The 15,942-nt window shown below is 43.1% G+C and carries 13 protein-coding genes; 3 read left to right on the top strand and 10 right to left on the bottom strand.

Annotation, left to right across the window (positions count from 1 at the left end):
* Window positions 1–3 precede the first annotated feature (3 nt).
* From rplW to rpsJ, 4 genes are read right to left on the bottom strand one after another with little or no spacing between them, the layout of a single operon-like run.
* Entirely contained in the window at window positions 4–303 is a 300-nt protein-coding gene (gene rplW / locus ISG33_RS09955; protein ID WP_195733443.1) for a 50S ribosomal protein L23, read from the bottom strand.
* The gene (gene rplD / locus ISG33_RS09950) at window positions 300–905 is read right to left on the bottom strand and encodes a 50S ribosomal protein L4 (RefSeq protein ID WP_195733442.1); all 606 of its coding nucleotides are present in this window, start codon (window positions 903–905) and stop codon (window positions 300–302) included. Before rplD ends, rplW begins: the two co-directional genes overlap by 4 nt.
* 15 nt (window positions 906–920) lie before the next feature.
* The gene (gene rplC, locus ISG33_RS09945; RefSeq protein ID WP_195733441.1) at window positions 921–1,559 is read right to left on the bottom strand and encodes a 50S ribosomal protein L3; all 639 of its coding nucleotides are present in this window, start codon (window positions 1,557–1,559) and stop codon (window positions 921–923) included.
* 18 nt (window positions 1,560–1,577) lie between these two features.
* Window positions 1,578–1,889, bottom strand: a complete 312-nt coding sequence (gene rpsJ / locus ISG33_RS09940; protein WP_006012796.1) for a 30S ribosomal protein S10 — start codon at window positions 1,887–1,889, stop codon at window positions 1,578–1,580.
* A gap of 642 nt (window positions 1,890–2,531) precedes the next feature.
* On the opposite strand from rpsJ, the gene ISG33_RS09935 reads away from it, so the two are divergent.
* Complete coding sequence (locus ISG33_RS09935; RefSeq protein ID WP_229333526.1) at window positions 2,532–4,751, top strand: GspE/PulE family protein; 2,220 nt, start codon at window positions 2,532–2,534, stop codon at window positions 4,749–4,751.
* Here the strand turns inward: ISG33_RS09935 and ISG33_RS09930 are convergent.
* Both ISG33_RS09930 and ISG33_RS09925 read right to left on the bottom strand, forming a co-directional pair.
* Window positions 4,748–6,430, bottom strand: a complete 1,683-nt coding sequence (locus ISG33_RS09930) for a helix-turn-helix domain-containing protein (protein ID WP_195733439.1) — start codon at window positions 6,428–6,430, stop codon at window positions 4,748–4,750. The genes ISG33_RS09935 and ISG33_RS09930 overlap by 4 nt on opposite strands.
* A gap of 153 nt (window positions 6,431–6,583) precedes the next feature.
* Entirely contained in the window at window positions 6,584–7,231 is a 648-nt protein-coding gene (locus tag ISG33_RS09925) for an HAD family hydrolase (RefSeq protein WP_195733438.1), read from the bottom strand.
* Between the two features lie 97 nt (window positions 7,232–7,328).
* Here ISG33_RS09925 and ISG33_RS09920 point away from each other — a divergent pair, with 97 nt between their 5' ends.
* Both ISG33_RS09920 and ISG33_RS09915 read left to right on the top strand, forming a co-directional pair.
* Window positions 7,329–7,619 (top strand): YebG family protein, encoded by a 291-nt coding sequence (locus ISG33_RS09920; protein ID WP_195733437.1) that lies wholly within the window; start codon window positions 7,329–7,331, stop codon window positions 7,617–7,619.
* A 46-nt stretch (window positions 7,620–7,665) separates the two neighbouring features.
* Window positions 7,666–8,433 carry an MBL fold metallo-hydrolase gene (locus ISG33_RS09915; protein ID WP_195733436.1) on the top strand — a complete coding sequence of 256 codons (768 nt, stop codon included), beginning with the start codon at window positions 7,666–7,668 and terminating at the stop codon, window positions 8,431–8,433.
* A 14-nt stretch (window positions 8,434–8,447) separates the two neighbouring features.
* On the opposite strand, the gene tldD is transcribed toward ISG33_RS09915, so the two are convergent.
* The 4 genes from tldD to ISG33_RS09895 form a co-directional block, all read right to left on the bottom strand.
* Complete coding sequence (tldD, locus tag ISG33_RS09910) at window positions 8,448–9,893, bottom strand: metalloprotease TldD (RefSeq protein ID WP_195733435.1); 1,446 nt, start codon at window positions 9,891–9,893, stop codon at window positions 8,448–8,450.
* A 119-nt stretch (window positions 9,894–10,012) separates the two neighbouring features.
* Window positions 10,013–13,861, bottom strand: a complete 3,849-nt coding sequence (locus ISG33_RS09905; protein WP_195733434.1) for a YhdP family protein — start codon at window positions 13,859–13,861, stop codon at window positions 10,013–10,015.
* Window positions 13,858–15,324, bottom strand: coding sequence for a ribonuclease G (gene rng / locus ISG33_RS09900; protein WP_195733433.1), 1,467 nt, complete (start codon window positions 15,322–15,324; stop codon window positions 13,858–13,860). The genes ISG33_RS09905 and rng overlap by 4 nt, the downstream gene beginning before the upstream one ends.
* A complete protein-coding gene (locus ISG33_RS09895) occupies window positions 15,321–15,941 on the bottom strand; it encodes a Maf family protein (protein WP_195733432.1) in 621 nt (206 codons plus the stop codon). The genes rng and ISG33_RS09895 overlap by 4 nt, the downstream gene beginning before the upstream one ends.
* Window position 15,942 lies beyond the last annotated feature (1 nt).

The following is a 15,942-nucleotide window of genomic DNA, read 5'->3' as shown; positions in this document are numbered from 1 at the left end:
CCCTTACTCAGCTGCACCGACGAAGTCGATGTCTTGACCTTCTTTAAGCACAACATATGCTTTTTTCCAGTCACTGCGTTTGCCAAAAAACTGACCGTGGCGCTTAGTTTTACCTTTACACACTACGGTACGAACAGAATTCACTTCAACTTCAAACAATTTTTCAACTGCGGCTTTGATTTCTGCTTTGTTCGCGTCTTTAAGAACCTTGAAAACAACTGTATTGTTTAGTTCAGCAGCCATAGTAGACTTTTCTGAAACGTGAGGTGCTAAAATGACTTTTAATAAACGTTCTTCGTTCATGCTAGTGCCTCCTCAAGTTGCTTCACTGCATCAGCGGTAATCAACACTTTATCAAATGCGATTAGGCTTACAGGGTCGATTCCTTGAACATCTACAACGTCAACTTTATAAAGGTTACGTGAAGCCAAGAACAAGTTCTCGTCGACATCTGGAGTAACAATTAACACGTCGTTTAGTTCGTATTCGTTCAGTTTTGCCAATAGTTCTTTAGTCTTTGGTGCTTCAACACCAAATTTTTCAACAACGATTAGGCGTTCCTGACGTACCAATTCTGAAAGGATGCTTTGAATCGCACCACGGTACATCTTTTTATTTACTTTTTGATCAAAGTCACGAGGCTTCGCAGCAAATGCACGACCACCACCAACCCAGATTGGGCTGCGGATAGTACCAGCACGAGCACGGCCTGTGCCTTTTTGACGCCATGGCTTCTTACCGCCACCGCGTACTTCAGAGCGCGTTTTTTGCGCTTTAGTACCCTGACGAGCACCTGCACCGAATGCAACAACCACTTGATGTACAAGTGCTTCGTTGAATTCACGTCCAAAGGTAGTGTCGGATACTTCAAGAGCGCCTTTAGCGTCTTTAAATGATAATTCCATGATAACTCCCAGACGTTACGCTTTAAGTGCCGGCTTAACGATTACATCGCCGCCAGTAGCGCCAGGTACGGCACCTTTAATTAATAACAGGTTGTTTTCAGCATCAACACGTACTAGCTCTAAAGACTGAGTGGTGATGCGCTTGTTACCAAGTTGACCAGCCATTTTCTTGCCTTTAAATACTTTACCAGGTGATTGGTTTTGACCAATTGAACCTGGAGCACGGTGAGATAGTGAGTTACCGTGTGTCATACGCTGTGAACTGAAGTTCCAACGTTTGATAGCACCTTGGAAACCTTTACCTTTTGATGTACCTGCTACATCGACTTTTTTCGTGTCATTGAAGATTTCAACAGTGATTTCACTGCCTACTTCAATTTCCGCACCCTCATTATCTTCAAGGCGGAATTCCCACAAACCACGGCCTGCTTCTACGCCAGCTTTAGCAAAATGTCCTGCTGAAGCTTTATTAACGCGGTTAGCTTTCTTAGTGCCAGCGGTAACTTGTAGTGCACGATAACCGTCTGTTTCCTCAGTACGTAACTGAGTAACGCGGTTTGGGGTCGCTTCAATAACAGTCACAGGGATAGATACGCCATCTTCTGTGAAGATGCGTGTCATGCCCACTTTACGACCGATAAGACCAATCGACATTGTTATTACCCTCTCTTGTTAGCCCAGGCTGATTTGAACATCAACGCCGGCAGCCAAGTCCAATCTCATCAAAGCGTCAACTGTTTTATCAGTTGGCTCAATGATATCTACTAAACGTTTGTGTGTACGGATTTCGTATTGATCTCGTGCGTCTTTGTTAACGTGCGGAGATGTTAGAACCGTGTAACGCTCTTTACGTGTAGGTAAAGGGATAGGACCCGATACTTGTGCGCCAGTGCGTTTCGCAGTTTCAACGATTTCGGCAGTAGACTGATCGATCAACTTGTGATCAAACGCTTTCAGACGAATACGAATTCTTTGATTTGGCATCGATTAAGCTCCAATCGAAAGAACAAAATAAATCACCTTTTCACTCCTATTGCTTTATTTTAAAAGCGCGGATGAAAAGATGTGCGTAAACCATTGACCTCCAATTGAGGTCCTGTTCATGTGCTGTTGTGCTGCTCTTGATTGCATTGCAGCGCGCCAAATAACTAAAGAAGCGTAAGCTCGTTGACCTAGTTAGCTGATCCAACAACGTATGTCTTTTTCAAAGTATCTGTAAGACAGTGGGCGCGAATTATACAGATGCAAAAGGAAATGGCAAGGACTAATTATAGTTGTATCGTTTTGCGGCATCACTATTACTCAATGACAGTCCGCAATCACGGAAACTGTCCGGTTAGTCGCATTCAAAAATCCATGATGATTATTTAATATAACAAATATACGTAGTATTTTTTATCATTTTACCTGCATAATAAGAAAAAACTGGTCTAATTTAAGCACTTGTCGATACATATGCTATACCTATGTATCTAAAAGCAGTCTATGTAACTAGCATGTAACATTCTATGATATTTGTTAAGGTGCATATGTTAGCTCTATCCTAGGTCGCCCACGATGACCAGCGTGTCGCGGCGGGGAGCGTATTAATTAAGAACAAATTGGTAGTAGGAAATGATTGGTAGCATGAATCATCAAGCAGCGATGGACACTTTAAAAGCTCAATTAGCGGCACATCCAACCCTAATGGATGCGTACGGTCAAGTCGAGCCTACTATTCTTCAGATATTCGGCGCCGCTCGCATGAGCTTGTTCCAGCGACGCCGCCAACACCAAGACCTTGTTGCACGCTTCAAAACAGGGAAAGAGACACGCCAAATAAAAGTACCTATTAGCCCCTCTTCAATAGCAGGCTACGTAGCGTTGGCACAGCGCCCTTTAGTTATCGACGATCCTTATAATGCAGAACATTTGGCGTCTGTTCACCCTAGACTGCGGTTTGCAGGCCAGTTTGATAAATCAGGTACTTTTGTTACTCAGAATATATTGTGCGTGCCAGTGATCAACGCCGACGTGCTAATGGGCGTAATGCAGATTATCAACAAAGCAGCTTCAGGCTTTAACGATGAAGACGTTGCCATTGCTGTGCAAGTGGCGGAAATTTTGGGCGACAAATTTCGCTATGAATTGGGTGGCACCAAACACCAATTCGAATATCTTATTCACCGAGGCTTAACCTCACAAAAAATAATTGATGAACTTTCGGAAAATGACGCGCCCGTTAAATCAATTATTCAGCGCCTAATGTCGGAACATCGAATTCCTGAAAGTGAAATTGGTAACGCTATTTCAGTGCATTATCAAGTGCCATTTATCGGCTACATTCCAGATAAGTACCATCTTTATCAGAGCGATAGTAGATTGAATTTGTCGTATTTAAAGCGAAATCATGTGGCAGTGGTATCAGATGCTAACGATAGCCCTATCGTACTCATGACCGAACCAAATAATGCAACACTGCTTATGGAAATTGAGAGCGCGTTGGGCATTGACAGTTATGAAATTGCCGTCGGATTGCCCAATCATATTTTGCAATATCTCGGCGAAAATGTCGGTGGGTCTGGCCCAGGCGAGCTTGACGAAATACTCGATGAAATAGGCACTACTGGTGAAGATGCTGAAGAGTTAGGGGATGATCTAGCCGATGATGCTCCTGCCGTAGTACGATTAGTAAGCAGGGTTTTACACGATGCCAAACGGTTAAATGCATCTGATATTCATGTCGATCCAGAAAAAGGCGCACCCACGCGAGTGCGGATGAGAGTGGATGGGGTGATTAGAGATATCAACCAAGTACCGGCTTCACATCACAACGCGGTTATTGCGCGGATTAAAATTATGTCTAGCCTAAATATAGCCGAAAAACGCGTTCCTCAGGATGGCAAGCTCACATTTAAAATGTCGGGGCAAGCGGTTGAGGTACGTGTAGCGACGATCCCAACAGTGGCGGGTGAAGGCGTGGTAATGCGTATCTTAGCTACTGGCGGCGCAATGCCGATAAGTAAAATGAACCTATCACCTCGCAACATGGGCATGCTCGAAGTTATGATTCAAAATCCACATGGCATTTTGCTAGTGGTGGGGCCGACTGGTTCTGGTAAAACAACAACTCTGCATGCCGTACTTGGCTACTTAAACACCCCTGACAAAAAGATTTGGACAGCAGAAGATCCTGTGGAAATCACGCAGCCAGGTCTTCAACAAGTTCAAGTTCAAGCCAAAATTGGCTTTACTTTCGCCAATGCATTGCGTGCATTCTTGCGTGCCGACCCCGACATCATTCTCATAGGTGAGATGCGGGATAAGGAAACTGCGCACGCGGGTATCGAGGCATCGCTTACCGGTCACTTAGTATTATCTACCTTGCATACAAACTCAGCACCTGAAACGATAACACGTTTACTCGATCTTGGGCTCGATCCTGTTAACTTCGCCGACGCCTGTGTAGGAATATTGGCGCAGCGCCTTATTAGGACATTATGCCCAGAATGTAAGGTGGGATATCCTGCCAGCGACTTCGACAAAGCCTTCATAAAACGTCAATATGGTGATGAATTCCTTGACGAGCTTGGTCTTAACTTTGATGGAGAAATCGAATTGTACAAAGGTGAGGGCTGCGAAAACTGCGGGGGTACTGGCTATAAAGGCCGAACAGGTGTGCATGAATTGCTTGGCATGTCACCCGAGCTTCGCGGTATGGTTTATAAAGAAGCGTCAGTGCCAGAAATGAAAGCACAAGCTGCGAAAGATGGCATGCGTACCCTAACCCAAGATGCCATATTAAAAGTAATCAAAGGTGATACTGACATTGCTCAAGTTCAAATTCTCAGTGGTGGCGGGCATTAAGCTCGCTTAGCACTGAGTTGCGAGGGCGTTATACCGTATTCAGCCCTAAAGCAAGTACTGAAATAAGAGGGCGCCGAAAAACCTACACTAAATGCGGTCTCACTTATTTGTTCACCTTGTAAGAGAAGTTCCTTACCCCTTTCAAGTCTATATTTTTTCAAATACTCTATAAAATTATGGGAATAATAGGCTTTGAGTCGCCTATTTAGTGTGCGCTGAGTCACATTAAGATGCTTAGCCGCGAGTTCACGTGTTAAGTCCTCATTGCCAAAATTGTTAGCAATCATCAGGTTAAAACGCTCAATGAAATCATCATCCTTCTCATCTTCGTCGGACCCAAGCGCAACCACTTGGTCTGAGTGGTATTTCGAGATGCTTTCTCCAACTTTATGGGCTAGCTCCTCGCTATTCTTCAATAACCTCAATAGTAGTAACTCCAACTCTACAATAGCAACGGGCTTATCTATAACATGAGAAGCTCCAGCCTTCAGAGCAGCAAATTTAAAACTCTGGGACGCTAAATCGCAGCTTACGATTATGGGTAAGTGGCTTGTTTTTGGGTTATTTCGTATAAGTCGGATGAGCTCAACACAACCGATTCCCTCAATTGATTGCTCAAGATAAATAATGTCGGGTGACAAGTTATGTATCATCTGCAGGGTTTCTAAGGGTTGTTTACAAGCATAACAAATGAGCTGTTGTTGCAAGGCTCGGTGTATTTGCATTTGTGCAACATCACTATTATCGACTATAAGCACACTACTTTTAGCAAACACAGGGGGAGTACTAATTGTATCTTGTTGCTTGTCGCTGGTGATGCTTTTATCATTTGGAAGTTCGCAGCCAACAATGGGTAACTTGATAAAAATACGTGTTGTGTAATTGAGCGCACTTACGATGTTTATATCACCACCAAACTCATTGACCAGCCTTTTTACATTAGCCAGGTTTAAACCTTCTTCGTTGTCTTGACTTCTTTTTGAATATACAAGATTAGGTGACAATGCAGCCGACACTTCAATTCGTTTGAGCTCACTGTGACTAAAGCCTCTTCCCTCGGCTTCTAACCTAAGAAGAGCGTAACTATCGGAGCTATCAAAGACAAAGTCTAATGAGGACGGCGCATTCATGCTATTAAGTAAGGCATGCACCGCACCACGTATGATCTTATCAAGAATTCCGATGGGCAACGCAAGTAACACATGGCGTCGTTCAGAAATCATTAGCTTTTGTTGATGTAGTTTGCAGAGGGCTTCGAGAAGCTTACGGTTTGAATCAAGAACATCGGAGCTTCTCACCGATGGGAAGTGATGCTCTCTGCTTTGCTCTCTCATTGAGAAATGGAAGAGTCGTTCCGAGAGTGCCACTATTTTATTCCAATTGTCACGACGACTCTGACGCCGGTCTTTTGAACAGAAAGCTTGATTGAGATAGCTGTGTTGGCTAGTAAGCTCGTGAGAAAGGCAGGATTGAATTTGCTTGCCGATGTTATTAACACAGGTCTGTTGTTGTGATACGAGTTCGAGGGCCTTTAGTTGTGCTTGGTCTGATTCAACAACACGTCTATTTAATAACTCTATGTGATTTTTCGCATTTCTGTTGCGCTTCGCCAGTACAAACAGCAACGCAAGGGCCACTATGAAACTACAAATAAACACTACATCAATAAGCAACAACATTACTGAATAACACCCTGTAAACCAAACCTAACTTCCTGTCTTTATGATGCTCAACAAAGCTTGTAGCTACAACTGTACCTAAGAATTGAATGCAACGCGGAAGAGTATTGCAACTGGTCGGATGTCATTTAATTATAAAATTTAATAATTATGTTATGTTTTTGCGTTTTCTTGTTGAAACAAGGGGTTATTCTTATGAATTCGTTGCAAACATTTCGCATATTGCCTCGGTGTTGTCGGTTTTGTATACAACCATGCCTGCATTTCCGCATTGTGTGCAGCAAAAATGTCGTACTTATAATCACCAATATAGGCAATTTCAGCGGGTGCTAAGCTCCACGAATCAGCAATTCGCAGCAAGGCTGTTGGATCTGGTTTTGGGGGTGCATCTTCGCGTGTTATCACCGTGTCAATATCGATATTGTTGTTCTTGAGCTTCAATGCTGTCGCGCGTCTACAATTTCTTGTCACTATTGCCGAAGGTAATTTGGCTGCCTGCACAGATAATACGAACTCTTCAGCACCATCAATCCAAACTGAGCTAGCAGCATCATCAAGTTCATGTTGAAGAATAATTTGATGTGCTTTCTCTCTTTTCTCAGCAGTGGGAAGAGCGTCTGCGAAAGATAAGATATCATGCGATGATGGGCACCCAATAGCTTGCTTAATTGCGGCGAAATCCAACGCTGTATTCACTAAGGTATCGTCAAGATCAAATATAACCGCACTTATCCTATCTAAATTAAAAATAAACACACCTCCGTTGTTAACCTCCTGAATTAAACGACTTTTAAAGAACATAAGTTCACTATGCAAACAAACTGTTTATTTATACAGTGTTTTAGGCTATGCTAACAATGTAAATAATTTTACTCAACTAACCGTTTTGGAGGCCAACATGGCAGTTATCACTCAGTATGTAGTACAACATAAAGGAGTCGAGAAATTGGTAACAACAGACAAAAAAGAAGCCGATAAATACGACAAAATGCTAGAAGTAGCCGACAACCTTAGCGCCTATTTGTCCGCTAAAGGAATTGAGATGACGGAAGATCTCTCAGAAGAACTCGGGATTTTGTTGTCAAAGAATAAAGAGTCTGTCATAAAGATAATGAAGGGGGCAGAAGTTGACGGTATCTTAGAAGTTGAGTCTGCAGAAGTAGTAGAAATTGCCAGCGCGAAAAAGTAAGCTAGGAGTCTTAATGCAGGCAATTGTCAATAAGGGTTAATCGGTATTGAAAGTCCATGTGCTTCAAGGTTTTATTCAAAATATTTTCCTAGTTGAATATCCCGATAAGTGTATGTTGCTCGATGGATGCGCAAGAGCCGACTTTAATACAATAGAGGCCTTTTTTCGCGAAGAATTAAAGCGTCCTTTAAGTGATTTAAAGGTAGTTATCGTGACTCATATGCATCCAGACCATGCAGGATGCGCACACTACCTTCGGGCCCGCACAAATTGCCTAGTAATAGCGGCGAATCGGCATGAGCAATGGTATTCTGGAATTTCTGGAAGATTTTCCCACTTAGTTGATATTGCCTTGGCTTTTTGGGTCGCAGGCAAGCTTAAGCGAAAAAAACAAAATATCTACTATTCGCCAAAATTAAGCCCAGACCTGCGCATACTTAATAAGGCGAGAGTTCCCGGTTTTAACGACTGGCAAATACTTGAAACCCCTGGCCACACAGACCGAGACCTATCGGTAATGCACCTTCCTAGCAAACGCATTTACGTTGCCGATTTGATTGTGAGGGTTAAACAAAAATACTCTGCACCTTATCCGGTGCATCTTCCAACTTTGTATCGCGCTTCGTTACAGCTGGTCGCAGAACTGCAGCCTAGATCTGTCATGATGGCTCACGCACCTGAAGCGCATATAAATCAACAAGAGTTTAATGACTTAATAGCGAGTGCCCCAACCGAGGCAGCAAATAATTCGAGGGCAGTAAAACGCTTACTTAAAAAGCTCATTTTCAGAAAGCGTCATGCTGCAAGTAGCTAACTAACACAGATGACTTAGGCAGTGCCGCCAACAGTGAGTTCATCAACTTTAAGAGTGGGTTGACCAACACCAACTGGCACTGACTGCCCGTCCTTACCACAAACACCAATGCCCATATCTATTGATAAGTCATTGCCTATCATTGACACCTTCTGCATTACTTCTGGGCCATTACCGATAAGCGTAGCTCCTTTGATTGGGCTGGTAACTTTTCCATTCTCAATTAAGTAAGCTTCGGAAGTTGAGAAAACAAACTTACCGGAAGTAATATCCACTTGACCTCCACCAAAATTAGGCGCATAGATCCCTTTTTCAACAGAGCCAATTATTTCGTCTGGGTGATACTTACCCCCTAACATGTAAGTATTCGTCATACGTGGCATCGGTAGATGTGCATAACTCTCTCTGCGACCATTCCCAGTTGGCGCTTCGCCCATTAATGACGCATTGTGTTTATCTTGCATATAGCCTTTAAGAATACCGTCTTCAATTAGCACGTTACGTTGCGTTTTGACGCCTTCATCATCAACGGAGAGCGAGCCACGACGATCGTGCATGGTGCCATCATCAACAACCGTAACGCCTTTGCTTGCAACCTGCTCACCGATACGACCACTGAAAGTTGATGCCCCCTTGCGGTTGAAGTCTCCCTCAAGGCCATGACCAACCGCTTCATGCAACAACACCCCCGGCCAACCATTCCCTAAAACCACAGGCATCAAACCTGCTGGTGCGGCAATCGCCCTTAAATTCACTTCGGCCATATGTATGGCTTCATCAGCCAATTGTTGATAGAGCGCTTTACCATCAGCAACATGAGTTAAGAAGTAATCGTATGTTCTGCGACCGCCAGCGCCCGAACTGCCTCGCTCTCGCTTGCCATCCTTTTCAAGCAAAACAGAGCAGTTTAAACGAATAAGTGGTCTAATATCTGTAGCAAAAGTGCCATCAGTAGCCGCAATCAATACCTCTTCGTAGACACCACTCAAACTCACGACGACTTGAGAGGCGTGTGGCGCTTTTTGTCTTATGTAGGTGTCAACTGCTTGTAGCAAGCTTATTTTTTCGCTGTCGGGCATAGCTAACAGTGGGTTATTCGCGGTGTAAAGCGACTTTGTTTGGGTACTTTGAAAAGCCGATACTTTTTGTTTGCCGCCAAATTGCGCAATCGCTCTCGCAGCTTTGCAAGCATCAGATAAAGCAATGCTACTAATCTCATCAGAGTATGCAAAACCGGTTTTTTCGCCTGATATTGCCCTTACACCCACACCTCGCTCAATATTATAACTGCCATCTTTGACTATACCGTCTTCCAGCACCCAACTCTCATGTTGGCTTGATTGAAAATAGAGATCTGCAAAATTGGTTTGATGCGACAATATACTGTCCAGCATTGAACTGAGCTGGGCATTATCAATATCAGAGGCGGCTAATAGATTTTCTTCAACGGAATGACTCAAGTTATTATCCTGTATTTCACGGTTTCATACTGAAATGTGTGTTGTGCCTTGATTATAGAGATCTCTCGAGGTAGAGCAAAGATAAAACGCTTTTTATTTCGCCTGTGAAAATACGGCTTTTAGCTATCGTCTTGTACTTCCATTAATAAGGTATCTTCGCTTGTAGGCGGAACAAAGTCGTCCTCTGGCTCGGGAAGTGAATCACGTCTTGCAGGTAACTCGACTTCTGTGCTTTCTCTACCTGTTTCTATTAAGACTGGCTCAGCAATAGTGCCGGTGACACTGTAATTTACATTCGATATTACTTTTGCAGAAGTAAGCACTTGGTCAAGGGCGAGTGCAGCTAAAGCAGTGGGAGGATTTACCATGAAATATACCAATACCGGCAGATTTCCAGTAACATTTGGGGTAAAGCTGACATTGTAATTGAGTTCTTTAGAAACCAAGTCGGTATAACCATAAATTTCCATTTCACCAGCACCGCCATCTATTGTTGTATCTCTGGTATCAGCCTTGCCCTCAGTGATCTGCACGCTCCCTTGCATCTCGTCATAAAAGAATCCTTCGGCAAACACATCTCTGAAATCTAAACTTAACTTGCGCACCAATGAATCTAAGCTGAGAAGCGTAAATATGCGTGAGCCTTTGTCGCTTAGCTCAGTGATATAACCATCTGATAGCTCCCAGTCTATTTCACCATCTAAATAATCAAAAGCAAAATCAAAAGGTGAATCTTTCCATGTGGCAGCAAAATCCATCTTTGCTTCACTGTCTTTTATGCCGGAATCAAATTGAAAGTCTTTTAAGAATCCACCAAAGTCTTTACTGTTCATGGTTCCGCTAATGAAGGTGTAATGATCCTGATTCCGTTTATACCATTGTCCATTCACGCTAATTTTACCATTTGGCCCTTCGATTATGGCTCTTTCTATACGAAGTCCGTCGTCATTGGGTACGCTCTCGAAGTCAATTCGACCAAGCCGATTTCCTAACACTCGACAGTCTGCGCATTTCACTCGAATACGCGGCAATGTTTGCGGTTCGATTTGTGGCCCTTGTTTTTCTTCCTGCTCCGTCCAGTCGTCAAAACGCACGAAGGCGGCATCCACTTCAATGCCCTCCTCCAACCAACGGTCATGAAAGGTAATTTGTGCTTTGGCTTGTTCTGAAATCAGGTCTACCAGCCAGTCTTTTCCTTGAGACTTCACCGTAGCATCTACATCAGACAAACTTTGACCGCCAATAATTAAGGCATCTGTTTCGATAAATATTCTTTGCGGCGCAGCAAAAAGAGGGTTGTCACTTGAGTTTGCTCCCGATAGCAGTGCAGCAACGCTCTGATACCAGCTTGATAACTCGATGTTGGGTAGGTTCGCGCTAATACTAAAACCGACGCCCCTCCCGACAAAGTCAGTCTCACCAATAGCCAAATGAGCACGACTAAACTGCATTTCACGATGTGGCAGTATCCCATCAAAAGAGATCATATCGCCAAAGTTCATTTTAATAGTAGAAGCTTGTGGATTCCCATTAGCACTAAGCTTAAGTTCTCGCTCTTCTCCTAGCGTTTTATCAAAAGGCGCAGGTAAGATCGAAGACACGCCCTTGGTATTGGAATACACGCTAGCCACATAGTCATAATCTTTGCCAGAAAGCCCGACATTCACAGACGCTTCCCAATCGGCCACACCGCTAAGATAAGTATTTAGATCATCACTAATGTAGGGAACTAAAGACGATAAGTTCCAGTTTTTCGCAGATACATTAACATCAAATCGGTAATTTTCCTCTTGCTGCCCACCATTGAAATCAAGACTTACAGGCTGCCCAAGTAAATTAGCATTAAGAGCTTTGAAATAAACCTTGTCATTATTGAAGGTTAAGCGTCCATTAGTGTCTTCAAGCTTAAGTTTCAATGCTGGAATATCAATAGTGTTGTTCGCTAACTCAATTACCCCACTCGCTGACGTTTGCCGCGGATTATCTAAAGGCACGTAAATAGCTAAGTCGGCACTCATCGTTTTATCTACAATAATGTCGTTACTTAATGTTTTACCAATACCCTCTCGTAAACTGCTATTTGCTAATACCTCAGCAAAGCTACTTGCACTGCCTTTTGCATTAGCTTCAATAATCAAATCAGCACCGCTGTTCAAAATAGGAATGTAAGCATTCACTTCCGTTATTTGGACTGCATCTATTAGGGCCGACGAACCAGTCATAGTCAGCTCTAAATTCTCAAATACCAAATCAAGATCCAAAGCGCTTATGCTTGGCCATGATTTATCGAAGGAAAAATCAGCGTTTTCAATCGCGACTTTGGCGAGAAAAACGCCCTGATTTTGCTTGAAGGGAAAAGCGTTAAGCTGACCTCTCCATAAAACACTGCCACCAGCGATTCTACCTTGACCATAAAAGGCCTTGTTTAAAAACCCGCTGACATTTTTCCCCAATAAAGGTTCATTGGGAAGGAAGCGTGATATCCGGCTTACCGGGATCGTCCCAATGTCAGAAAATAGGCTAAGGTCCCTAGTGCTCAGGTTGTAAGTAAAACTGCTATTAACATCTGTATCAAACACACTTAGCTGGGCTTTGTTTGCATCAATAAACCAATGCTCATCTCGTTTGAATATTTGCGTAGCAAGGTCGACTTTAACGTCACTAAAGTTCTGCTTAAAATATGCGCCGGTTTCGAGGCCAACTGATTCGCCTGTAAATTTGACTGCTCCCACATTTTTTTGCCAAGCAAGTTCTGCATCTAGCCCATTTAGACCCAGCGCTTCTTGCTTTTTGAGTAAAGTAATATCCTTCATTAACGCATAGGCAGCCACTCCATTTCGTCTGCTTTGAATTTGTAAGCGCTTTAATTTAGCCTTGGTATCAATTTGTCTAAGTTGCTCTGCTAAGGAAGAGCTAAACAAGCCGCTAATTGGCTTAAATATTTCAAGTTCAATTGCTGCGTCAGATTGAATGAGCATCTCTCCACCTTTTGAGTAGGCAGCGCTCCACTGCGTTAGTACTTGCTGATCTGACACCGATAAATTCAAGTCTTTCACATTAAACAGCCACTTATTCTCTCGTGGCTCGGCAACAAAAACACCCGATTCTATCCCCGTAGATAAGGTGTCATTTTCTTGCTGCCAGATGAAGCGAGTAGGCTTGATATTCCCATATACCTTAGTGATGTTTCGACGATTTATTTCTGCCCAAAATTCAAAGTTAGCACGTCCTTCAAGTAATTCACTCTCTAATGCAGAAAATTCATTCACCCAGGGAGACAGATCAAGCTCATCAGCTTTTGCATAGATAGTACCGTCGAAGTTGTCGGCTGAGCCATTAAGATCAATCACAAACACGGCGGAATTTGCGGCCAATTCTGATACCGTAATAAGGCCTGAACCTTGGTGTCTGGTGTCTTTATTTAACCAAGATAAATTTTCAATGTTAAACGACTGTTGATTATTCTCACCTGAAATTGTGAGTACACTATTGACTAATGAAAAGCTCTGGAGCTGTTCGAGAAAAAGCCCCTCTAGGGCGTCCAAAATCGGAAAATCAGTATTAGTGTCGCCCTGCACGCGCTGAAGATCTAGATCGGCTAAGAGTCCGTCTAAGCTGAAGTTTTTTGACGAAATTTGTTGAGTGAGTAAAGAGTCCCAAAAATCGATTTCAATATACACCGATTTTATATTTAATGAGATCGGGGAATTATCGCTTTGCTCAAGGGTAACGTTGTTTAAGACAATTGCAGGGCCCACTCCTTGCCAAGAAGCGGCAATGGATTCGATTTTTAAGCCGACGCCATACTCGCTTCGAGCAAAGTCCTCTAAAACATCCTTCTTATCATTTAAGAGTGGAAGTGAATAACGTAGCAGGCTCATCAAAAGAGCAAAAACAACAAGTGTTATTGCAACAACTGTCCACAATTTACGGACAATGTAGGTAGCTACGGTAGAAACTTTACTCACATCATTACCACATCAAATTTGTCTTGATGATACAACAGCTCCGTCTGTACTTTTATTTGCTTGGACACGAACACTTCCAATTCGGCCAACATATGCGACTCTTCACCCATAAGTGCTTCAGCGACTATTTGTGAGGCATAAACAACAAATTTGTCAGTGTCATAGGCCCGATTCACACGTACTATTTCACGCATAATTTCGAAACATATGGTCTCGACAGTTTTGATACTTCCTCTGCCTTTACAAGCTGGGCATTCGCCACAGAGAACATGCTCTAAGCTTTCGCGGGTGCGCTTGCGAGTCATTTCTATTAAGCCAAGCGCGGTAAAACCATGGATATTAGACTTCGCGCGATCTTTACTCATCGCCACCTCTAGACTATGTAAGACACGTCTTTTGTGGTCTGGTTCAATCATATCAATAAAATCGATGAGTATCATGCCACCTAAATTGCGCAATCTCAGTTGTCTTGCGATAGCAACGGTCGCCTCAATATTGGTATTAAATATCGTTTCTTCAAGATTTCTATGGCCAACAAAGGCACCAGTATTGATATCAATCGTCGTCATTGCTTCAGTTTGGTCAATGATCAAATAACCACCCGACTTCAAATCAACTCTGCGATCGAGGGCTCTTTGGGACTCATTTTCAACGTCATACAAATCGAAGATTGGGCGCTCGCCCTTATAATACTCAAGTTTGGAGCTGAGTTCCGGCACGTAGTCTTTGGTAAATTGCTGTAACTCAGTGAAAGACAATTTGGAATCAATGCGTATGCGATCTAACTCTGTGCCAACAAAATCACGGAGAACTCTGCGCGCCAGTGGTAAATCTTCATACAGCACATTAGATTTCTTTTTGCTTACGCGAGACTGAATCTTACTCCAAAGACGACGCAAAAAAGCGGCATCTTGCTGCAATTCAATTTCCGAAACACCTTCAGCAGCGGTGCGTAAAATAAAACCACCATTTTCATCACAAAAGCCCTCGACCAGGGATTTTAGGCGCTCACGCTCTGCTTCATCCTCAATACGTTGGGAAATACCAACATGAGTAACGCTTGGCATAAAAACTAAGTAGCGCGAAGGCAGCGTAATGTCAGTTGTAAGTCTAGCGCCTTTTGTACCTAAGGGATCTTTGACCACTTGAACTACGATGTCTTGTCCGTCACGCACTAATTCTCTAATGTCTTTTTTCTCAAGTGGAGCATTGCTGACTTCATCAGCTAATTCGTCATCCATAGCAATATCGGACGCATGCAGAAAGGCGGCTTTGTCGAGGCCAATATCCACGAAAGCAGCTTGCATCCCAGGTAACACCCGACTCACTTTACCTCGATAGATATTGCCAACTAAGCCTTTTTTTGTGTGTCTCTCGATATGGATCTCTTGTAAAATGCCATTTTCTATTAACGCCACTCTTGATTCCGATGGAGTAACGTTGATCAGCAATTCTGCACTCATTTCTCTACTCCTAATTGGGTCAGAATTTCTCTCATTTCATATAATGGAAGGCCAACAACTGAGCTATAACTTCCTTTAATTTCTTTTACGAATTCGCCACCTAAGCCCTGAATAGCATAACTTCCTGCCTTATCTTGTGGTTCGCCACTGCGCCAATATTTTATAATTTGCTCATCACTAAGACAGGCAAACTCGATGGATGTTTTCACTGTTTTACTAATAAAAAATGGCGCTTGCAGGCCTGTAGACGCCTTTGCGGTGTTCGTTGACAATGGCATCGGTGCAAATACAGCAATTGACGTGAGTACTTCGTGCTCTTTTCCAGACAGTGTTCTCAGGATATTAATACTATCACTTCGGTCTTTAGGTTTGCCAAAAATTCTATTCCCAAGAGCAACAATAGTATCGGAGCCAATAACAAGATGTTGCGGGTGACTGTCAAAAATTTTTCGAGCTTTTTCTTTTGCTAGGCGCGCAACAAGGTGCTTGGGAGCTTCGTTAAGGAGAGGACTTTCGTCGATATCTGCAGTTTGTATATCGAAACTGTCGATGAGTTGGCCTAGTAGTTCTTTTCGTCTTGGTGATGCCGAAGCTAGGATCACCTTTAGCGCTGCCATG

It is taken from the genome of Marinibium conchae (assembly GCF_015595035.1).
Taxonomy (GTDB): Bacteria; Pseudomonadota; Gammaproteobacteria; order Enterobacterales; family Alteromonadaceae; genus Glaciecola.
This window is presented reverse-complemented; position numbering and strand designations above follow the sequence as displayed.